Source organism: Novosphingobium sp. P6W, assembly GCF_000876675.2.
GTDB lineage: Bacteria > Pseudomonadota > Alphaproteobacteria > Sphingomonadales > Sphingomonadaceae > Novosphingobium.
In genome coordinates, this window is record NZ_CP030353.1 from 2,182,010 (window position 1) to 2,198,999 (window position 16,990).

Consider the following 16,990-nt stretch of genomic DNA (forward strand, 5'->3'; position numbering starts at 1 on the left):
GGCCACCCTTTTCGGTGCGGGCTATGGCCATGCTGCTGGCCCTCGCCGCCGGCTGGCCGGCGGATGCGAGGGAAGGGGCGCGCGGCGAGGGGGGCGAAAAGGCCGTGACTTCGCCCGGACCCGGTAGTGTGGAGTTGACCGTTTACCGCGCTCCCTATGGCGGCGGCGCGCTCGACTTGCGCAGTCTTGGCGGCTTCGCGATGGTCACGGAGACGCGCAAGGTGCGCCTGCCGCGCGGCCGCGCCGTCCTGCGCTTCGAAGGCGTGGCCGAAGGGATCATCCCGGTCAGCGCCGTGATCGAGGGGCTGCCTGGTGGCACAGTCGAGAAGAACCGCGATGCGCGCCTGCTGTCGCCCGCTTCGCTCGTCGATGGCACGCTGGGGCGGCAGGTCACTGTCACCCGCACCGACAAGGCAACGGGACGCAAGGTCAGCGAAGAAGCCACGATCGTCGCGGGTCCGCAACCAGGCGTAGTTTTGCGCACCGCGAACGGTGTGGAGACATTGCGCTGCTCGGGCCTGCCGGAGCGGTTGGAATTTGCCGGTGTGCCTGCCGGGCTGTCCAGCAAGCCGGTACTCAGCGTGGTTACCGACAGCCCCTCGGCCCGCACCGTTTCTGTCCGGTTGAGCTATATTGCATCCGGTTTCGACTGGCGTGCAAGCTATGTCGCCACGCAGGCGAGCGATGGCCGGTCCCTCGACCTGTTCGCGTGGTTGAGCCTTGGCAACGGCAATCCTCAGGTGTTCGCCGATGCTCAAGTCAATGCGGTGGCAGGCAAGGTCAACCGGGTGGGCACACCTGTGTTGCGCGCGGCGGTGAGCGCATTGAGACTGCAATGCTACCCACTGGGCACCACTACTTCTGATCTGCGACAACAAGATATTGTTGTGACGGCCTCACGCAGCTTCGAAGGCTCGCCGCCCATGGTGATGGCTCCAATGTCGGCCCCGCCGCCTCCACCGCCGCCGCCGCCTCCTCCTCCGCCGGAAGACCTTGGCGACCTCAAACTCTACCGCGTGCCTGAGCGCGTGACGGTAAGTGCGCGCGGCCAGAAGCAGGTGGCGTTGCTTGCGCGGGGACAAGTGCCTTTCGAGCGCCGCTATCGCCGTTCCGTCTATCCGGGCCAGCGGATAGACGCGGCCGCCACAACGGTTGTGCTGGTCCTGCGAAACAAGAGCGAGGCTGGGCTCGGCCTGGCGCTGCCTTCGGGAAGCACCGCGTTATACGCCAATAGGCAGGGCGGTGAACGACTGCTGCTGGGCCTCGGCACGCTGACAGATCGCGCGGAGGGAGAAACGTTCCGGCTCGCAGCGGGAATCAGCACGCTAGTCCTCGTCACGCAGGAAAGCGGCGGCTCCAGGCAATCGGTGGTTACCGCCAGCAATGCCAACCCGTTTTCGGTCTTGCTGGAGGTGCCGATCGGCAGCGCCGGTCAAAAGATAGAGGTCGATGGCGCCGCGCTTGGTACGATCGACGGCATCGCAACTTGGTCTTTGACTTTGCCGCCGAGAGGCACCGCGCAATTGCGCTACCGGTTTTGAGGGCTCGGCACAGGTCGCCGCCTGGCTCACTTGTTCCGGTTAGAACCCGCCCAACTCCACACGATAAAACTGATAATAATGAATATGCAAAACTTCCCGGACGTTACTCCGGAGGGGTTATTGAAGGCCGTCTTCAAAGAAGAGGTTTAGAACTTTCCGGTAACCCTGTAAAGTTCGTGCAAGGCCACAACTTGTTCGGTTCATCTGATCCGTCTTATGCTTTAGATGCCGCTTTACGAAAAATAGTTGGCTCTATGCTTCCGGGACCGCAGATCGCTGAACGCTTTTCTTTTAACATCGATGCTGCGCGCATCAGCCGAATCGATTTAACTGCGTCCTGGACACTGCCGCGAGAGGGTGACGTGTTGCCTTTCCTGCGGGCTATGGAAGAGCGCGTGTGGTGTCCGTACCGGGGGCGGGGTGTCCAGTCTGATCCGGGGACGCTCTACTATGGCCTCGCTCAGAAGGGGAAGCGCGCCAAAGATTGGCAGTTGAAGATTTACTCCAAGGGCATGGAAGTGGGTCGCCGTCCCCTGCCATCTTTTGCTATGGAGGTTCCTGGCCTGCTCGACGAGGTCAACAGGACGGTGCGCGTAGAGCTAACGCTGCGAACACGTGAATTGAAGCGTCTCGGCTTGAGGTGCGTTGGTGATTGGACCCCTGAGAAAGTCGGGGAAGTGTGGCGGGCCTACGTGGACCGTTTAGATTTTGGAGAAATCGGGATGAACCTCGATAATACTGATCTTGCTGAGTTGGGCCTTCGGCCTCGGCTGCTTGATGCCATTTCTTCGTGGAAAGCCGGTAACGACATGCGCGCCGGTCGATCTAAGGCAGCGTTCTATAAGCTGCGTAACGATGTCAGAGAGGCCACGGGCTATGACATCGCATCCCCTGTTCCGAAATCCAACGTGGTGCCGCTGCGGCGAGTGATCGAAGCTAAACCAGCCCTTTATCCGATTTGGGCCGATCAACTCACCGCAGCGTTGGAGCGTGTCGCATAGGGTGGTGCCTAACGACACGCGCACCACGGGGGGGAGGCTTTGCGGCCTTCCCCCTTTTTTCGTTCTACGGTGCATTTTTAGGGTTGGATAGCGATTCGCGCTCGTGTAAGTAACTGCCACCAAATCGGATTTAGGGTGCCCTAAAGGGGTGCCAAAAATGTTTTTATTCGTAGAAATTACGCCCGAGGCGATCATTCCGGGCAAGTCCTATCAGGACAAGGCGACGGGCATGATGAGGCCCGCACAAGCAAAGCAGAATGCTTATCTCCACTCGGGCAAGGCCTATCCCCTTCCGTTCATGGTGAAGGTGCCCGAGTCTGGCCCGTATAAGCCGGGTCGTTACCTTATGACTGGCGAAGTATTCAAAACCGGCGAGTACGGTTTGGACTATCGCGGCTCCGAATTGCAGCTTTGCTCATTCGACGATGCCGCCGCCATCATTACCGGAAAGCCTGCGATCCAGAAGGCCGCGTAATTTCGTGGCTCAGCTGGTGTTGCACTGCGTCCCCGCCCCTGACGGCGTGCCTCAGGCCCCTTGCGGGAGCGTAGGGGGTCAAGCCCTGATCCCCGTCGTGATGGCCCCTGAGCCCGTCCCTATCGACATGTCGCAGACCGTGCCGCTGTTCTCGTGGTCGTTCTCGATTGTGTTCGCATCTTTCGGCGCTGGCGTGGTGGTCGGCGCGATTGTTCGGGTCATCCGGTCGGCGTGATCCTTTCCCTTTAGAAGTCCGACCAAGGAGTGTTCGTTATGTTTGGTGCAAAGAAGCTCGCTCTCGCCGTTGCCGCTGCCGTTGCAACGCCGATCGCCATGGTCACCACTGCCCCTGTCGCATTCGCGCAGACGGCAACCGGCCCTGACATGTCGCCGCTGACCGAAGCAATCTCGGTCACGACCGTGGTCGCCGCTGTCCTGTCGGTCGGCGCGATCATCATCGGTGTGAGCCTCGCTCAGATGGGCGTCCGCAAGGTGATCTCGCTCGTCAAGGGCGGCTAACCGGCCCTTTCCGCAAGGGGGTTTTGGGGCTGGGGGGCGCGACACTCCCCGGCCCCTTTCTATTCAGGAGACGGCCATGGACGGCGAAACCGCGTACAATCTGCTCATCATGTTCATTGGCGCTATCGCCGCTGGGGCCGCGATCCTCGGAATGAAGATGGGTAACAGCTGATGCGCGGCGTCGTCGTTATTCTGCTGCTCTGGTTGGCGATGCCTGCCGCCAGCTGGGCGCAGTCCACTATCCCTGATCCCGAGCCTTACAGCGCTGCCAAGGGCTCGATCCAGCAGGCGGTGGCAAACTCGATTGAGGCCAATTTCAACCGCCGAATGGTCGAGGACTTTAAGAAAGCGCCTACGCTGGAAAAGGTTAAGGCGTACCTCAACCAGCCCGCTTTTAAGCTCGATAGCTGGTTACGCGTTGGGCAGGCGCTCGGCCTCCCTGTTGGCACTAAGCTCGTTCCCCCAGGACTGAATAAAGATAGCAAGTTCTGTCAGGCCAACCCGTCGAACGCGGCGTGTTTGGCGTTCGCCAATGGCGGTGATTACGGCGGCGGTGGTAGCGGTGGACCGGTCGGCAGCTGGGAATGCGGAGAGCTAAACTACAACCTCGACGTGGGCGGTAACGTACTTGTCCCAGCCTTGGAACTTCCTGATCCAATACCTTATAAGTTCGGTCAGGGGTTGTATCGCTCATACGTAGGCGGAAACTACTTCGTAACGAATGAGCCGTGGTCAGCATTCAAGGTCGGGCTACATATGGCGAACGGGCCTAAGGCCGAAGTACTTCGTAAAGCGCCGGTATATGCTTCCCAATACTGCGCTGGTCCCACTTGTCAGTTCACGGTCTACACATCGTCGCCCGCGTACTACAACGGTGCAACGCGGGTTAACGCCGACTACGCGAATTTTTCGGTCAGTACCTACTCTGTTGGAACTGCGTGGTCGCAGGACCCCGGCTATGGGCCGATCCCTAAGCAGGATTACGTGTGCGAAGACGGTATCGGTATCGGCAACTGGAACCAACACGCGCAGATGTGCGTCAAGCAGCCCGCTGCATGGTCGATCCCGTCTTATGGCGTCGTTCCTGCCGCAGACCTCAATAAATGGTCGCTCGGCTCCAGTCAGTCCTTCTGCCCGATCTCCGACGAGTTTATCCGCCAGATCGCTGACAGGGCCTACAAGGCCGCGTGTGGGAACGGTGAGTGCGAAATCCCTTACGAACGTATCGAGAAGGAAGATGTGCGCACTGGCGGGCAGCAACCGACCGTTCGGGATACCGCGAACGTGGGTGAGTTGCCGACACCGAACGACACCCCCGGCCAGCCCGGCACAACGCCGACCGATACGCCAACGGATACGCCCACTGAGGGGCCGGATTGGACTAATCCCGGCACAGCTGCGCCCAACCCGCAGAGCCCCACAGCGCAAAGCATTATCGATAAGGCGTTCGATTGGGGTTTCCCGGAAATAAGCATCAACTTGGGTTCGCCAAGCTGTCCGACGTATTCGGCGGAGTTCTACGAACATACGCTGGTTCTCGACAGTCATTGTCCGTTTATCGAGCAGAACAGGGCGATCATATCGGCAATGATGATCCTATTCTTCACCATTGCTGCCGGTATGATAGTATTGAAGGCGTAAAGCTATGTTCGCTATTATAAAATCAGCAATCAACTATTTGCTAGGCTTCGTACTCCAAGGTACGATTATCAAATTCATCCTGTTTACAGGTTTATATCTGATCGTCAGTGAACTAGGTTCGCTCGTTATGTCAAAGATCGACAAGAGTGGTCTTAATTCGATTAGTTCGTTGTTCAGCGGTCTGCCGTCTGATGTACTGTTCTTTATGGGTGTCTTTAGGGTGGAAGTTGGCCTTCCCATGATTATTGCAGCATTTGTTGTCCGCTTTGCAATTAGGCGGCTTCCCATCATTGGATAACTAGCCATGGCTATTACCACGTACAACGGCCCGCCCGGTGCCGGTAAGTCTTACGCGATGATTTCACAGGTTCTAGTGCCCGCCGTCCTCGCTGGTCGGCGCGTCGTCACTAACATCAGCGGTGTTCAGCCTGACAAGGTTCTAGAATACTGCCGCAATAAGAAGCCTGACGCAGAGTTAGGTGAGGTCGTTCTATTCGAAGGAAGTCAAGCAAATCTGCCTAATTTCTTTCCAACGGAAGAAACCGGAGATGAAAACACGTTCATCAAGGGCGGTGATCTTCTTATATTCGATGAATGGCGGCTGACGTTTCTTAATCGTGGCGGCTCTGTCGGTTCCGCCGATCTTGAACCGTTCCTGCGCTGGCATCGTCACCTTGTCGACGATAAGGGCCGCGCTACAGACGTTATCATCGGAACGCAGCTGATTACGGATATCCATCGCGACTTTAAGGGGCTCGTTGAAGGCTCCTTCAAGTTCGCGAAACTCTCTGCGCTCGGCATGAAAGGTTCCTATCGCTACGATGTCTATGACGGATCGTCGCAAGCAAAAGGAACGTCCGTTAAGACTGGTAATGGTCGCTATAAGAAAGAGATATACGCCCTCTATTCTTCGTATGACACACAAGGCGAGGGGAAAGAGCTAAACACCGATAACCGCCGTTCTATCTGGTCATCAGGCTTGTTCATGACGATAGGCGGCGTTGTCTTCATTATGGCCATGGGTGGCTGGGGCGTTGCCCATTTCTTCGCCGGTCCTGAGATTAAGCCCGTCCCAGGACAAACTCTATCAGGCGGTGCAGCTCTCCCAGCTGGTGCCGCAGTGCCTATTCCCGGCGTTATGCAGCGCCCTCGCTCGCCGTATCGCATTGTCGGGCAAGTCACCGCTGACAACGGCGTTCGGATCGTCCTTGCTGACGATAAGGGATCGGTTCGCGTCGTCGCGCCTGACGGCTTCGATTTCGACGGTGACCGGCCAACTTACGGCGTCCTCGATGGGCAAGCGGTCGTTGCGGATGATCGCATCATCATCAAGCAAGCTGGGGCTCCAGCCTCGTCCTTCGGGGTGCCGATCCAATGAAGCGCGCTTTCATCCTCGCAGCCTTGCTGTTCGCCGCGCCGCTCTCGGCCGGAACGCTTCCCTCAACGCCGGGCCCGGTTCGTGTGCAGCTGGATTCCATGCCCACGGGCGCACTGGTCACCATGTTGATGCGCGACGTTATGGGCGTCCCCTATGTGATCGCCCCTGACGTGCTGTCGAACACTAAGCCGGTATCGGTAAACCTCGTCATGCCGCGCAGTGAGTTGCCGGTGCGCGTCGTCCAGTTCCTCCGCTCGTTGGGCCTCGTGGTGAAGCTCAGGGGCGGAACCGTCTTCGTCTCGGGCACCCCGATCTCTGAATATGGCCCCGCGGGCTTTTCGTCGGCGCCGCCGATGTCACAATTTAGCCAGGTGCAATCCGGACAGTCCTTTGCCGCGCCGGCTTCGCCCTATGCTGCGCCGATGCCGTCCCTTGATGCCCACGCGCCGGCTTCGTCTCCGATCACAGCCGTTGCAGATGAGCCTGCCGGTTTCGTCGCCATTATCGAGCCTGCGCACAGGTCGCCCGCCGAGTTGGGAGAGATCGTCCGTTCCGTCCTTCCCGCGCTCACAATCGCTGTGCGGGAAGGCAGCGCCCCGCAGGGTGACCGCATCGTTGACCGGCTCGATCCAACCGTTCTCGTCCTCTCAGGATCAAAGCGGGATATCTCCATGGCGCAGCAGCTCGTGCGCTCCATCGACAAGCCCCGCGCTGCCGTGGCGATCCGTGCCGTGTTGTTTGAGGTCCGAACCAGCAAGGCGAGAGGCTCGGCGTTGTCGCTGCTCGCGGACGTTCTCGGCGGTCGGCTTGGGCTCGGTGTCAATGCCGGTGCCTCTGGCGGTGACCAGTTCGTGAAGATCGCAACTGGCGGCGTCTCTGCGGTCCTGTCTGCCGTTCGCACTGACGGGCGCTTTCAGGTCGTAGCGGAGCCTTCCCTGTCGGCGCTCTCCGGTGCATCTGCCTCGATCAATTCAGGATCGCAGGTCCCGACCATTGGCGAGGTGACCTATTCCGAAAACGGCGCGCCGATCCGCTCCGTGGTTTATCGCGATAGCGGCGTGTCGCTCTCCGTGACGCCCACGGTTCGCCGGGGTGAAATCGAACTGCGCGTCATGCAGGAGCGCTCCACCTTCGCGCGCACTGAGAACGGCGTGAACGACAGCCCGACCTTGAATAAGTCCTCCGCGTCCTCCGTGATCGCCATCGCACCCGGGGAGACTGTCGCCATCGCCGGTCTTGATGAGCGGTCGGACAATTCGTCTCGCGACGGCTTCTTTGGTGGGCTGCTTGGATCGCGGAACCGGGAGCAAGGATCTTCGCAGCTGCTCTTGCTCGTGCAGGCAGATATCGCGCCAGATGCGCGCAAAGGTGAGCCGTCGATACTCGTCCTCGATCCCACTGAGGATAAGGGCGATCCACAGGCGGAAGTCGCGGCCTGAAACCAACTCGGGGGTGTTGGGGGCAGCGCCCCTGACGCCTACCCCTTGTCGCGTTCTGAGCCACTCACGGCCCGCGCCTCCCCTTTCAGGGCAACGGCCCTCTTGTCCTTGGCACCCCTACGGACACCCCTTTTCTTCGCTTTATCACCTTCACGGTTAGACCAGGCGCGCGATCGTCAACCCATTTGGTTGCCAAAGTGCCGTGCTTATTCGTCCATTTTCGCGTTCATCAGGGCAGCGCGAGGGCAGGAAAGGACCGCAGCGAGCGGAGCGAGCGAGGACCTCTCCTGCCCTCGTAAGCGCTGCTGAATGTGCAATGTCTAATAACCATGCACATTTGTCTCGAAAACGAGACTCTCGCCACACATCAACCTCTCCGCGCGGGTCGCTCCGACCCGTCGATTAGTTGTCGCTAGTGACAGGAGTAATTGGTGAGTGGGGAAGGGCGGCTATTGACCACCCGCTTCAAGGTCCTGATTGTGGGGGTCTGATCAACAGGGGAATTTATGTTGCGCGGATTGCTACTTTTTGGCGCATTGATCGCTGGCCCCGCTGCTGCTGAGGAACCTCAATCCTTTGACTTCATGGGGCTCACCACGTCCGAAGCCTATTCCGGCCAAGGCACGGTGATCGGCAAGAAATGTAAGCTCAAGGGCAGGGGGGAGGAGGAATGCCGGGGCATCGATGGCAGCTTGCTCGGCAACGTTCCAATCGTGAATATGAGAGCAAGGTTCAACGGCGGGAAGCTCTTTTCCGTGTCAGGCGAAACGTCCATTGGAAACGCTGAAAGTCTCAGGAAAGCGTTCATTGCCAAATACGGTCCACCTCACGTGGTGGAGGACAGGCCATGGCGGAACAAAATGGACATCAACTTCTCTCAGGAAGTGGCGATCTGGCGTTTCACGGACGGGGAATTGCGAGTGCGAGTGCGAGGTGCTCAACGTGATTTTTCATCGTTCACCTTTCTCGCCGATGGCCTCGCCCCAGAGAGTTACACGCAAGAGCAGCCGGTCAACTTTTAGGTGGACATTCGAGTGCAGGGGCGTCCGATTATCGGTTTTCGGCGTCTAGAGCCGGACATTCCGTTAACGCCCCGTTGCGGACGTTCGCAGCTGAGGGCTATGTCGTTGCTTTGGAAGCAGAGGTAGAAGGCATGACCGGGGTAATCACTGATGCGTGCATCAAATGTAAGCACATGGATTGCGTTGAAGTTTGTCCAGTCGATGCGTTCTATGAGGGCGAGAACATGCTCGTCATCAATCCGCTCGAATGTGTGGATTGCGGATGTTGCATCGAGGCATGTCCGGTTGACGCAATCGTTTTTGACACCGAACCTCGTGCCGAGCCATGGCTTCAACTAAACGCAAAGTACTCGGCCTTGTGGCCGAATGTGACCTTCGACGGCGGACAAACTCCTGCGGATGCCGATCAATTTCGCGCAGTTTCCGGAAAATTCGAACGCTACTTTTCGCCCCTTCCGGGCGAAGGGGATGTCGGTTCACCAACGAGGCCTGCGCGGGCCATTACGTGCAATCGATGCAATAGTGAAACCACTTTGGGGAAAATAGTGAGGATGTTCCGGCGCTTTTGGAGATAGCACAGCGTTGTTTCACAATGACCGCTTACCACCACTTCGCGCCCTTCCGGGACGATTTTGCGAGAATGGCAGCATCCGCCCCCAAGGAGACAGTCAGGGCGCGGGCGTAGGCCAGCACATGATGCGGGCGTTCTTGCCCGAGTTCATTCCCCGCACCTCGAAACCGGAGAGTTTCTGCAACCGTTCGAGCACCGAGTCTTCTCCTGTGGCCAGTTGCGGGAACGCCACCCGTGTCTGCCCGGCATTGTCGTTTAGAAGCCACCAAACGTCCGCTCCCCAAGGACCGCTGCCGTTAGTCTCGACATAGATCGAAGCAAGGTCAGTCATCCTGATACGCTGCTCCGCCTGCTTGGGTGCTCGGCAGATAATCTCGTCATCTGCCGTGACCTCGACGATAAACTGTGCTTCGGGGTGCTTCATGCGGCGATGCTGCCCCGTTTGCAGGTCTGGCGCAATGACCGCTTTCCACCACTTTCAGCCTTTCCCCGCGCCGCTTTGGATTCCTGCCAGCGGAAAGGCGGCTTACCGCCGCGAAACGGCAAAACCGGACTGGCTGCTCACGCCCCGTTGCCGACGTTCCGCTCTCCACCCTCGATAGCTGCTGGTCGTTCAGCTATGTCGCTTCGCGACGCCAAGCAAAAAGAACAGCGCGGGAATGAAAAAGGTGGGGAATGCCAGCCAATCTGCGCTGGCGTAACCTAAGCGATCTAACGCTAACTGCCCTAAAAACATGGCCCCGAGAGAAGGTACGAGAACGGCCCCCATCACAGCGAAGCCCTTCCAATGACAGGGAATGTAGCTCAACCCCACCTTCTCGAACCAGATTTCGTGTTCCAAGATCACCTCGCTTGTCCCCGCGCAGCATGGTAGCGCCGGAATCGGTCAGACCGCAAACCACCAGAGCGCGAAATTCTGCCTTGGCGGCTCGCGCCCCCTTGCAGCCATTCAACGCTTCGCTAACGTCGATGGATGAAATGCCGGACGTTGATGATCGCAGTGGGTGCGTTGGTGCTTGGGGGATGTGATACGATCCGTGCGTTGCTGCCGCGTCACGGCACTAACGCGGCTGATGTGCGGGCTGCACTCTCCGGCTGCGGCATCCCCCTGGACAGTATTGCTTGGTCCGTAGGCCCGGACGGCACCTTTGCGTTCGGACGAAAGAGCGCCGACGCCTTGCCACTGCTTGAAGAGCAGAATGAGTGCCTCATGCGCTGGGTCGAGAAAAATCGGATCAAGGTTGGCTTTATTGGTTGGGAATCCGAACCTCGCTAACGGCAGCTTCCCACCAATCTTGGTCGTTCTCCCAGACATGCGCGATGCCCGATAACGGTCATTCACCCAATGAGCCTTGGCCAACCCATGAACCTCTCTTGTCACTAGCGACAGTTGTGGTATAGGTCGCTAGTGACATGAAACCAAAGCGACTCTAATTCTTGACGTCGCTTGCGACAGTTTGGGTTGTGTCGATAGTGACGGTGTGGTTTAGCGTCTCAAGGGACAGGGGGAAACGTGCCGAAACGCACTCCAATCGAGCAAGCGATTGCTGAACAAACAGACCGCAGGGCGGTCTATGTTCGCAGGATGCGTGAAAAAGGTAATCGGCAGATTGCCTGCTGGGTTCCAGTTTCTGCCGCTGAGGAGTTCAAGGACTTGGCTGGCGCTCTTATTCACTGCGATGACCCATCTGCCTACGCGGTCGCAATTAGTGATCTCACAGCCGTCATCATCGCGGCGGGCCGCAAATCATGATGGTAGATTTTCTCACGGTCGAGATGCCGGACCCGTTTGGATTTAACATAAACGGGGGCGAGGTCCTGAAGGTCGGGACAGACGGAATCGTCGAATGGTCGACTCTTTGCAAGAAAACCGTTAAAGGCTCTTGGGATAGCTCCATCGTCGTCCGCAACGTTGCCGATTGCTTCAGTCTCGCCGATGGGGATGATAATAATGATTATGTTAAAAATCAGAGTGGTGGTCAGCCGTCCGTTTTGCTGCTCCTAAACTTGATGTTCTTTCGCACAAGCATCACGGCGATCCCTAGGATCGCTGCGGCCGCCAGCGCAACGCCGACGAGATGTTCGGCTGATTTGATACGTCCGAACTCTGCTTCGATTGCCTGCCCGAACCAGTGTCCAATGGTGACAAAGATAAGCGCCCAGACGATGGCTGCTGCGGCGTTGATCGCGAGAAATTTTCGCGCGGAAAGCCGTGTCGTGCCGATCGCTAACGGACTGACCGTGCGCAGTCCGTAGAGAAATCGGAAGGCAAACACGAACGATACAGGATACTTGTCGAATGCGGCCAGAGCGCGGGCAAAGGCCGGTCGTCGTTGAAATCGGTGCACGAAGCGATGGCCGCGAAAATGTCGCCCGAGCAGGAAGAACAGTTGGTCAGCAAGAAAAGAGCCTAACGCAGCCGCTGCGACAGCGGGCCAGAACGGCAGGATACCTCGATGTGTCATCAGCCCGCCGATGATTACCACCGTCTCTCCCTCCAGACCGGCGCCCAGGGCCAAACCGACCAAGCCATATTCACTGATGACCTGTTCCAATGACATACCAACCGTCTCCACCCTCAGCTTGCCGACTGCTGAAAGGTTTCCAAACCTACGTGCCCATCGTTCGGTTGCCATCATCGAGTTATCGCCTCCCGCTTGTCCAAGACGAAAGATAGCATGCAAAATGCGCACTTGTGTTGCGCTGCAACATGGCGGAAACAAATCTCGCCTTTCAGGCATCCTCTCCCAAACCTTTTCAAGCCGGCCCATGTGGCCGGCTTTTTTTTTGGCAAGACGGGAATGATCTCCCCCCGCTCGCTACTCCGAGGACGTCCGCTTTGCGCGAAGACGGGGCAGAGACGTTCGGGAAGCTGCCAGCAACGGTTCTGTGCCGCCCAGGCAGTGCCTGCTAGACTGCGACCGCTTCCCGCATGGCAGCTACCAGCGCGCTATCGGGATGGCCGGCGAGTATCTGCGCGAAAGCCTCAGGCCGCTCGTCCTGGCCGAGCTTGAACGTGGCGTGGCAGGAGCGAACGGTAGCGCGGAAGGCGATGATGCGGGTGAGCATCGGTTCATAGCGCTCCCCCATCGCCGCAGCGGTCCAGCGGTCCGGTCGGTCGCCTTCCATGTGCTCGATCAGCCGGTCGAGCGCGTCGTGGTTCTCGTCCGGCAGGAAGGTGATATCAGCCTTGAAGCGAGCGACGGCATAATTCCACGTTGGCGCCCATTGCTCCTGCGTCACCAGTTCGGGCGAGATATAGCCCTGCCCACCTTGAAACAGTATGAGTGCGCCAGGATCGACGCGCAGCGCTTCAACTTGCGGATTGCGCAGAGCGAAATGGCCGATCAGGGCAACAACCGTGCCTTCTCCGTCCAGTTCCGCGATCAAGGGTAACGGCGTCGCGTGAAACGCAGGGCCGCTCGAGATCACCCAAGCCAGCGGATGGCGCGAGACAAGCGCGGCGATGTCTGCCGGGCTGCGGGGCGAAAAAACACTCATGCTGCTGCTCCGGTATAGCGTTCGCGCCCGCCGACGATAGTGCGTAGGACTTCGATCTGGGGCAATGTTTCAGGGTCTATCGCGGTGGGATCGCGGTCCAGTACGACCACGTCGGCGAGGAAACCGGGGGCAATCCGTCCGGCGCGGTCATTCTGGAAACCGGCAAAAGCGTTATTGACGGTGTAGGCGATCAGCGACTGCTCAACCGTCACTTTCTGATCGGGCAGCCAGCCGTTGGGGTTTTTGCCGTCGATCGTCTCGCGCATGACTGCGGCATGGATGCCCTCCATCGCATTCAAGGGGGCCACAGGCCAGTCGGACCCGAAAGTGACAGTTGCGCCGCTTTTTATCAGCGAGGCAAAGGCATAAGTGCCGTTCAACCGCTTCTCGCCGATGCGCTGCACGGCCCAGCGCCCATCGTCGATGGCGTGGTAGGGTTGGACCGAGGCGATCACCTGTTGGCGCGCGAAGCGAGGGATCGTGGCAGGTGCGATGTGCTGGGCGTGCTCGATCCGGAAGCGCCGGTCGCGCGGGCCGTTCTTCGCTACGGTTTCAGCATAGATGTCGAGAATGTCGTCGTTCGCTTCGTCGCCGATGGCGTGGACGGTGACATGCAGACCGGCGCGGTCTGATGCAAGCACAGCCTCGCGCAGTTCATCCAGCGGCATGATCCGCACGCCGCGCGTATCGTGAGCGTCGGTGTAGGGTTCGCGAAAGAGCGCAGTGCGCGATCCGAGCGAGCCGTCGACCAGCGCCTTCACGCCGCCCCAGCGCACCCAGTCGTCGCCTCGGCCTTCGGTCTTCACGAGGTCGGCCATGCGCTGCCAGTCGTGCATGGGCACAAAGTTGTAGAAGCGCATATCGGTCTCGCCCCGGCCACGCAAACGGCGCAGCGCGTCGAAGCAGTCCCAGTCGAACGGGTCTGGAACGTGGACCTGCGCAAAGCCATGTTTCAGCCCGTGGGCGATGCCCGCCCGCAATGCTGTTTCCGCCTGCTCGGATGCAAGCGGCGGGATCACCCGCTCGATCAGCGCCTTGGCGTTGTCCTTGACCACGCCGGTCGGCTCTCCGCTGGCATCGCGCACGATCACGCCGCCTGCCGGATCGGGCGTATCGCGTGTGATGCCCGCCAGCTTGAGCGCCACCGAATTGCACAAGTACATGTGCAAGTCGGTGCGCGGCACCGCGACCGGGGTGCCCGGCGTGACTGCGTCGATCCACTCGCGAGTGGGCAGCTGGCCGCCCAGCCTCTGCTCGTCCCAGGCACCGCCCAGCAGCCATTGGCCCGGCTCGGCCTTCACGGCAGCGGCAATGCGCGCGACGAATTCGCCCCGGTCCTTGACGTCCAGCAGGTTCGGACGAGCCAGTGCCAAGGAACCCATAAGGAAGTGGGTGTGATTGTCGGTGAAAGCGGGCATCGCGAAGGCGCCCTTCAGGTCCACCACTCGCGTCGTGCGCGCCATGCGCGCCTTCACCGCAGCGGCCCCTACCGCAACGATGCGGTCGCCGACGATGCCAAGCGCATCGGCCCGTCCGCACGGTGCACCTGTCCAGATACTACCGCCAACGAGAGCGCAATCGAGCGGTACGTCCGCCGCGAAGGCCCGGCCGGCGAACGCCAGCGCGGCGCCCGATAGCAGGGATTGGCCCAGAAACTGGCGGCGGTCGACCATGGCGCTCCTTTCCTCATGCAATGTTGCGAGGACCGTCATTGCGCGTAGGCAAGGCTACGCAAACATCCAATATCGTACCGCAGCACGGGACCAAGCTCGTTGGCTCTTCCGCCCAAGATGGCAATGACCTGACCGACTACACACAAACGATGCGGCCACTGGTAATGTCGATAGCGATGCGGCGGGAGATCGTTGCCTGCCGAACCGTCACCGATCAGTCATATAAGGCAGCTAACCGGCTCCCGATATTAAAACAGGGCGCTTGCATCATGAACCGTAGCTCATCCTCCCGTCGCCTGCGCGCCGTGTACGCCGCTTGCGCCGCCGCTTCGCTGCTTTACGGCTCGGCTGCCGCTTCCGCCGCGCCCGCGAAGGGTGAGATGACGGTCGAGCGTGTGGTTATGCTGATGCGGCACGGGGTGCGTCCCTCTACCAAGTTTCCCGCCACGCCGGTGGGCACGACAAAGGACGAATGGCCGACCTGGAACACCCCCGCCGGCGATCTCACCGACCACGGCGCGGACGGCATTCGGCGTCTGGCGGATTACGACCGCATCCTGTTTGCCAGTGCCGGCCTGCTCCCGGCTTCGGGCTGCGCGGTCCCCGGAACGATCAGCGCCTGGGCGAGTGGCAGTTCGCGCGCCATCAAGACCGGGAAAGCATTCCTCGGGGCGTTGCAGCCGGGCTGCAATGTTGAACTTGTCCACCCGGCCGATGAGGATGCCGAGGACCAGTTCCATCCGACCGGCGCCGAGGTTGCCATCGATGGCGACAAGGCGCTGGCAGCCTCGCAGGCGCAGTTTCCCAAAGGCGGCCTCCCCGCCGTCATCGCCTCGCGCCGGGCCGATTTCGCGGCCTTGCAGCGTATCGTCGGCGTGCCCGTCCCCACTGCCTCGACGCTCACGGCGACGGCGGGTGACAAGCCCGACATGAAGGGCGGCCTGTCGTTCGGCTCCACAGCCGGCCAGACCCTGCTGCTGGAGTATCTGGAGGGGATGCCGATGAGCCAGGTCGGCTGGGGCCGTGCCAGCAAGGCCGACATCCGCGCGATCTTGCGCTTCCATCCTGTCAAGTTCCAGTACGAGACGCGGCCTGCCTACGTCGCCCAGCGCCTGGCCGCGCCGATCATCACCCGCATGATCGACGCGCTTTCAGGCACTGGCGGCAAAGTCACCTTGCTGTTCGGCCATGACACCAACATTGCCGCGCTGGGCGGTTTCTACGACATGCACTGGACGATGGCCGACTATCCGCGCGACGATATAGCCCCGGGCGGCGCGATCGGTTTCGAACTCCTGCGGGACAAGGCCGGTCACCGGTTCGTGCGCGCATTCCAGCAGGCCCAGACGATGGACCAACTGCGCGCCCTCACCCCGCTGACCCTCACCGCGAAGCCAAGCCGCAGTTATCTGGAAATTCCGGGCTGCGGATCAGCCAAGACCGCTTGCATCATGGAGACCTTCGAGAAGATCACCCGCGAACGGCTCGCCCACCCCGCTCCCTGATAACAAGCCTGAAGGTTGCGGCTGCAAACCGCAGCCTTCAGGTGCGCAGTGGGCCTGCCATTCGGGCCAGCGTACCATCGCCGCGAATGATGCCGTGATACCATGCCATCACGACATGACCTGAAATGAGGACCGCAAGCGTCCAGGCTAGCGGCGCATGGAAAAGGTCGGCAGGTGCAATCAGCGCCGCAACTTTGTGTCCGGTCGCCGGAATCAGTTGCAGGCCCCACAGATCGTACCCCTTGCCGGCCCCATAAGCCCGGACGAGCGCAAGGGCAGGAACGATGAGCATCAAGGCATAGAAGGCACCGTGCACTCCCCGCACCAGCCAGCCCAGTGGCGGCGCATCGGCGGGAGGGCGCCTGTGTCTGTTGAGAAATGCCCATAAGCTGCGCGGCAGGACAAGGCCGCAGACCAGCGTGCCCACTGTCGCGTGCGCTGGCCCGAACAGCGAAACCGTGCGCATGAAGGCGCCGTCGCCCAAGACGATCCAGCCGATGACAACGATAAATTGCCACATCAGCAGATAGGCCATGATCCAGTGAAGCGTCCGGCTGACCAGACCGTAGCGGCGCGGCATGTCGTAAAGGAGGCATGTATCGTCGTCGGTCATGGATGCACTCCGATTATGCGGCAGGATACCGAGGCGGGATCACCGTGCCGATATCGAACAGGCTAGCCGCATAATCTAGAACGACCCGAACCGGCAATGGCGGCCCGTGCC

Annotated in this window: 19 protein-coding genes and 1 pseudogene; 14 read left to right on the plus strand and 6 right to left on the minus strand. The window is 60.0% G+C overall.

Annotated features, from left to right (window positions below):
• Positions 1 to 23 precede the first annotated feature (23 nt).
• The 11 genes and pseudogenes from TQ38_RS30175 to TQ38_RS25525 all read left to right on the plus strand — a co-directional run.
• Positions 24 to 1,541, plus strand: a complete 1,518-nt coding sequence (locus TQ38_RS30175) for a DUF4139 domain-containing protein (RefSeq protein WP_162792384.1) — start codon at positions 24 to 26, stop codon at positions 1,539 to 1,541.
• Positions 1,538 to 2,542: a phage/plasmid replication protein, II/X family gene (locus TQ38_RS25480; RefSeq protein WP_255418004.1), complete on the plus strand. Its 1,005-nt coding sequence runs from the start codon at positions 1,538 to 1,540 to the stop codon at positions 2,540 to 2,542. Before TQ38_RS30175 ends, TQ38_RS25480 begins: the two co-directional genes overlap by 4 nt.
• 157 nt (positions 2,543 to 2,699) lie before the next feature.
• Complete coding sequence (locus TQ38_RS25485) at positions 2,700 to 3,017, plus strand: hypothetical protein (protein ID WP_043978044.1); 318 nt, start codon at positions 2,700 to 2,702, stop codon at positions 3,015 to 3,017.
• 100 nt (positions 3,018 to 3,117) lie between these two features.
• Positions 3,118 to 3,252: a hypothetical protein gene (locus TQ38_RS31350; RefSeq protein WP_255417987.1), complete on the plus strand. Its 135-nt coding sequence runs from the start codon at positions 3,118 to 3,120 to the stop codon at positions 3,250 to 3,252.
• Between the two features lie 38 nt (positions 3,253 to 3,290).
• Complete coding sequence (locus TQ38_RS25495; RefSeq protein WP_043978048.1) at positions 3,291 to 3,536, plus strand: major capsid protein; 246 nt, start codon at positions 3,291 to 3,293, stop codon at positions 3,534 to 3,536.
• A gap of 171 nt (positions 3,537 to 3,707) precedes the next feature.
• A complete protein-coding gene (locus tag TQ38_RS25500) occupies positions 3,708 to 5,177 on the plus strand; it encodes a hypothetical protein (protein WP_043978050.1) in 1,470 nt (489 codons plus the stop codon).
• Between the two features lie 4 nt (positions 5,178 to 5,181).
• Positions 5,182 to 5,475, plus strand: coding sequence for a DUF2523 family protein (locus TQ38_RS31545; RefSeq protein ID WP_043978053.1), 294 nt, complete (start codon positions 5,182 to 5,184; stop codon positions 5,473 to 5,475).
• Between the two features lie 6 nt (positions 5,476 to 5,481).
• Positions 5,482 to 6,555 (plus strand): zonular occludens toxin domain-containing protein, encoded by a 1,074-nt coding sequence (locus TQ38_RS25510; RefSeq protein WP_043978055.1) that lies wholly within the window; start codon positions 5,482 to 5,484, stop codon positions 6,553 to 6,555.
• Complete coding sequence (locus tag TQ38_RS25515) at positions 6,552 to 7,994, plus strand: type II secretion system protein GspD (protein WP_043978057.1); 1,443 nt, start codon at positions 6,552 to 6,554, stop codon at positions 7,992 to 7,994. Before TQ38_RS25510 ends, TQ38_RS25515 begins: the two co-directional genes overlap by 4 nt.
• A 506-nt stretch (positions 7,995 to 8,500) precedes the next feature.
• Positions 8,501 to 9,016 (plus strand): hypothetical protein, encoded by a 516-nt coding sequence (locus tag TQ38_RS25520; protein WP_043978059.1) that lies wholly within the window; start codon positions 8,501 to 8,503, stop codon positions 9,014 to 9,016.
• Positions 9,017 to 9,147: 131 nt separating this feature from the next.
• Positions 9,148 to 9,486, plus strand: a pseudogene (locus TQ38_RS25525) (DUF3470 domain-containing protein); the annotation flags it as partial.
• A gap of 198 nt (positions 9,487 to 9,684) precedes the next feature.
• Here the strand turns inward: TQ38_RS25525 and TQ38_RS25530 are convergent.
• Both TQ38_RS25530 and TQ38_RS25535 read right to left on the minus strand, forming a co-directional pair.
• Positions 9,685 to 10,011, minus strand: a complete 327-nt coding sequence (locus tag TQ38_RS25530) for a hypothetical protein (protein WP_043978062.1) — start codon at positions 10,009 to 10,011, stop codon at positions 9,685 to 9,687.
• A gap of 189 nt (positions 10,012 to 10,200) precedes the next feature.
• A complete protein-coding gene (locus TQ38_RS25535) occupies positions 10,201 to 10,428 on the minus strand; it encodes a hypothetical protein (protein ID WP_043978147.1) in 228 nt (75 codons plus the stop codon).
• 147 nt (positions 10,429 to 10,575) lie between these two features.
• Between TQ38_RS25535 and TQ38_RS25540 the strand changes: the two genes are divergently transcribed.
• Together TQ38_RS25540 and TQ38_RS30180 are read left to right on the plus strand one after the other, a co-directional pair.
• Entirely contained in the window at positions 10,576 to 10,863 is a 288-nt protein-coding gene (locus TQ38_RS25540) for a hypothetical protein (RefSeq protein WP_162792386.1), read from the plus strand.
• Positions 10,864 to 11,100: 237 nt separating this feature from the next.
• Entirely contained in the window at positions 11,101 to 11,340 is a 240-nt protein-coding gene (locus tag TQ38_RS30180; RefSeq protein ID WP_162792387.1) for a hypothetical protein, read from the plus strand.
• A gap of 226 nt (positions 11,341 to 11,566) precedes the next feature.
• Here the strand turns inward: TQ38_RS30180 and TQ38_RS25545 are convergent, their stop codons facing one another.
• The 3 genes from TQ38_RS25545 to TQ38_RS25555 form a co-directional block, all read right to left on the minus strand.
• The gene (locus tag TQ38_RS25545) at positions 11,567 to 12,226 is read right to left on the minus strand and encodes a DedA family protein (protein WP_240198101.1); all 660 of its coding nucleotides are present in this window, start codon (positions 12,224 to 12,226) and stop codon (positions 11,567 to 11,569) included.
• A 271-nt stretch (positions 12,227 to 12,497) separates the two neighbouring features.
• The gene (locus TQ38_RS25550) at positions 12,498 to 13,088 is read right to left on the minus strand and encodes an FMN-binding negative transcriptional regulator (protein WP_043978069.1); all 591 of its coding nucleotides are present in this window, start codon (positions 13,086 to 13,088) and stop codon (positions 12,498 to 12,500) included.
• Positions 13,085 to 14,761, minus strand: coding sequence for an amidohydrolase (locus TQ38_RS25555; protein ID WP_043978071.1), 1,677 nt, complete (start codon positions 14,759 to 14,761; stop codon positions 13,085 to 13,087). Before TQ38_RS25555 ends, TQ38_RS25550 begins: the two co-directional genes overlap by 4 nt.
• Positions 14,762 to 15,030: 269 nt before the next feature.
• Here TQ38_RS25555 and TQ38_RS25560 point away from each other — a divergent pair, with 269 nt between their 5' ends.
• On the plus strand, positions 15,031 to 16,266 hold the full coding sequence (locus TQ38_RS25560; RefSeq protein ID WP_052505892.1) for a histidine-type phosphatase: 1,236 nt from the start codon (positions 15,031 to 15,033) through the stop codon (positions 16,264 to 16,266).
• A 37-nt stretch (positions 16,267 to 16,303) separates the two neighbouring features.
• Here the strand turns inward: TQ38_RS25560 and TQ38_RS25565 are convergent, their stop codons facing one another.
• Positions 16,304 to 16,879 (minus strand): cytochrome b, encoded by a 576-nt coding sequence (locus TQ38_RS25565; protein ID WP_043978073.1) that lies wholly within the window; start codon positions 16,877 to 16,879, stop codon positions 16,304 to 16,306.
• Between the last annotated feature and the right edge of the window lie 111 nt (positions 16,880 to 16,990).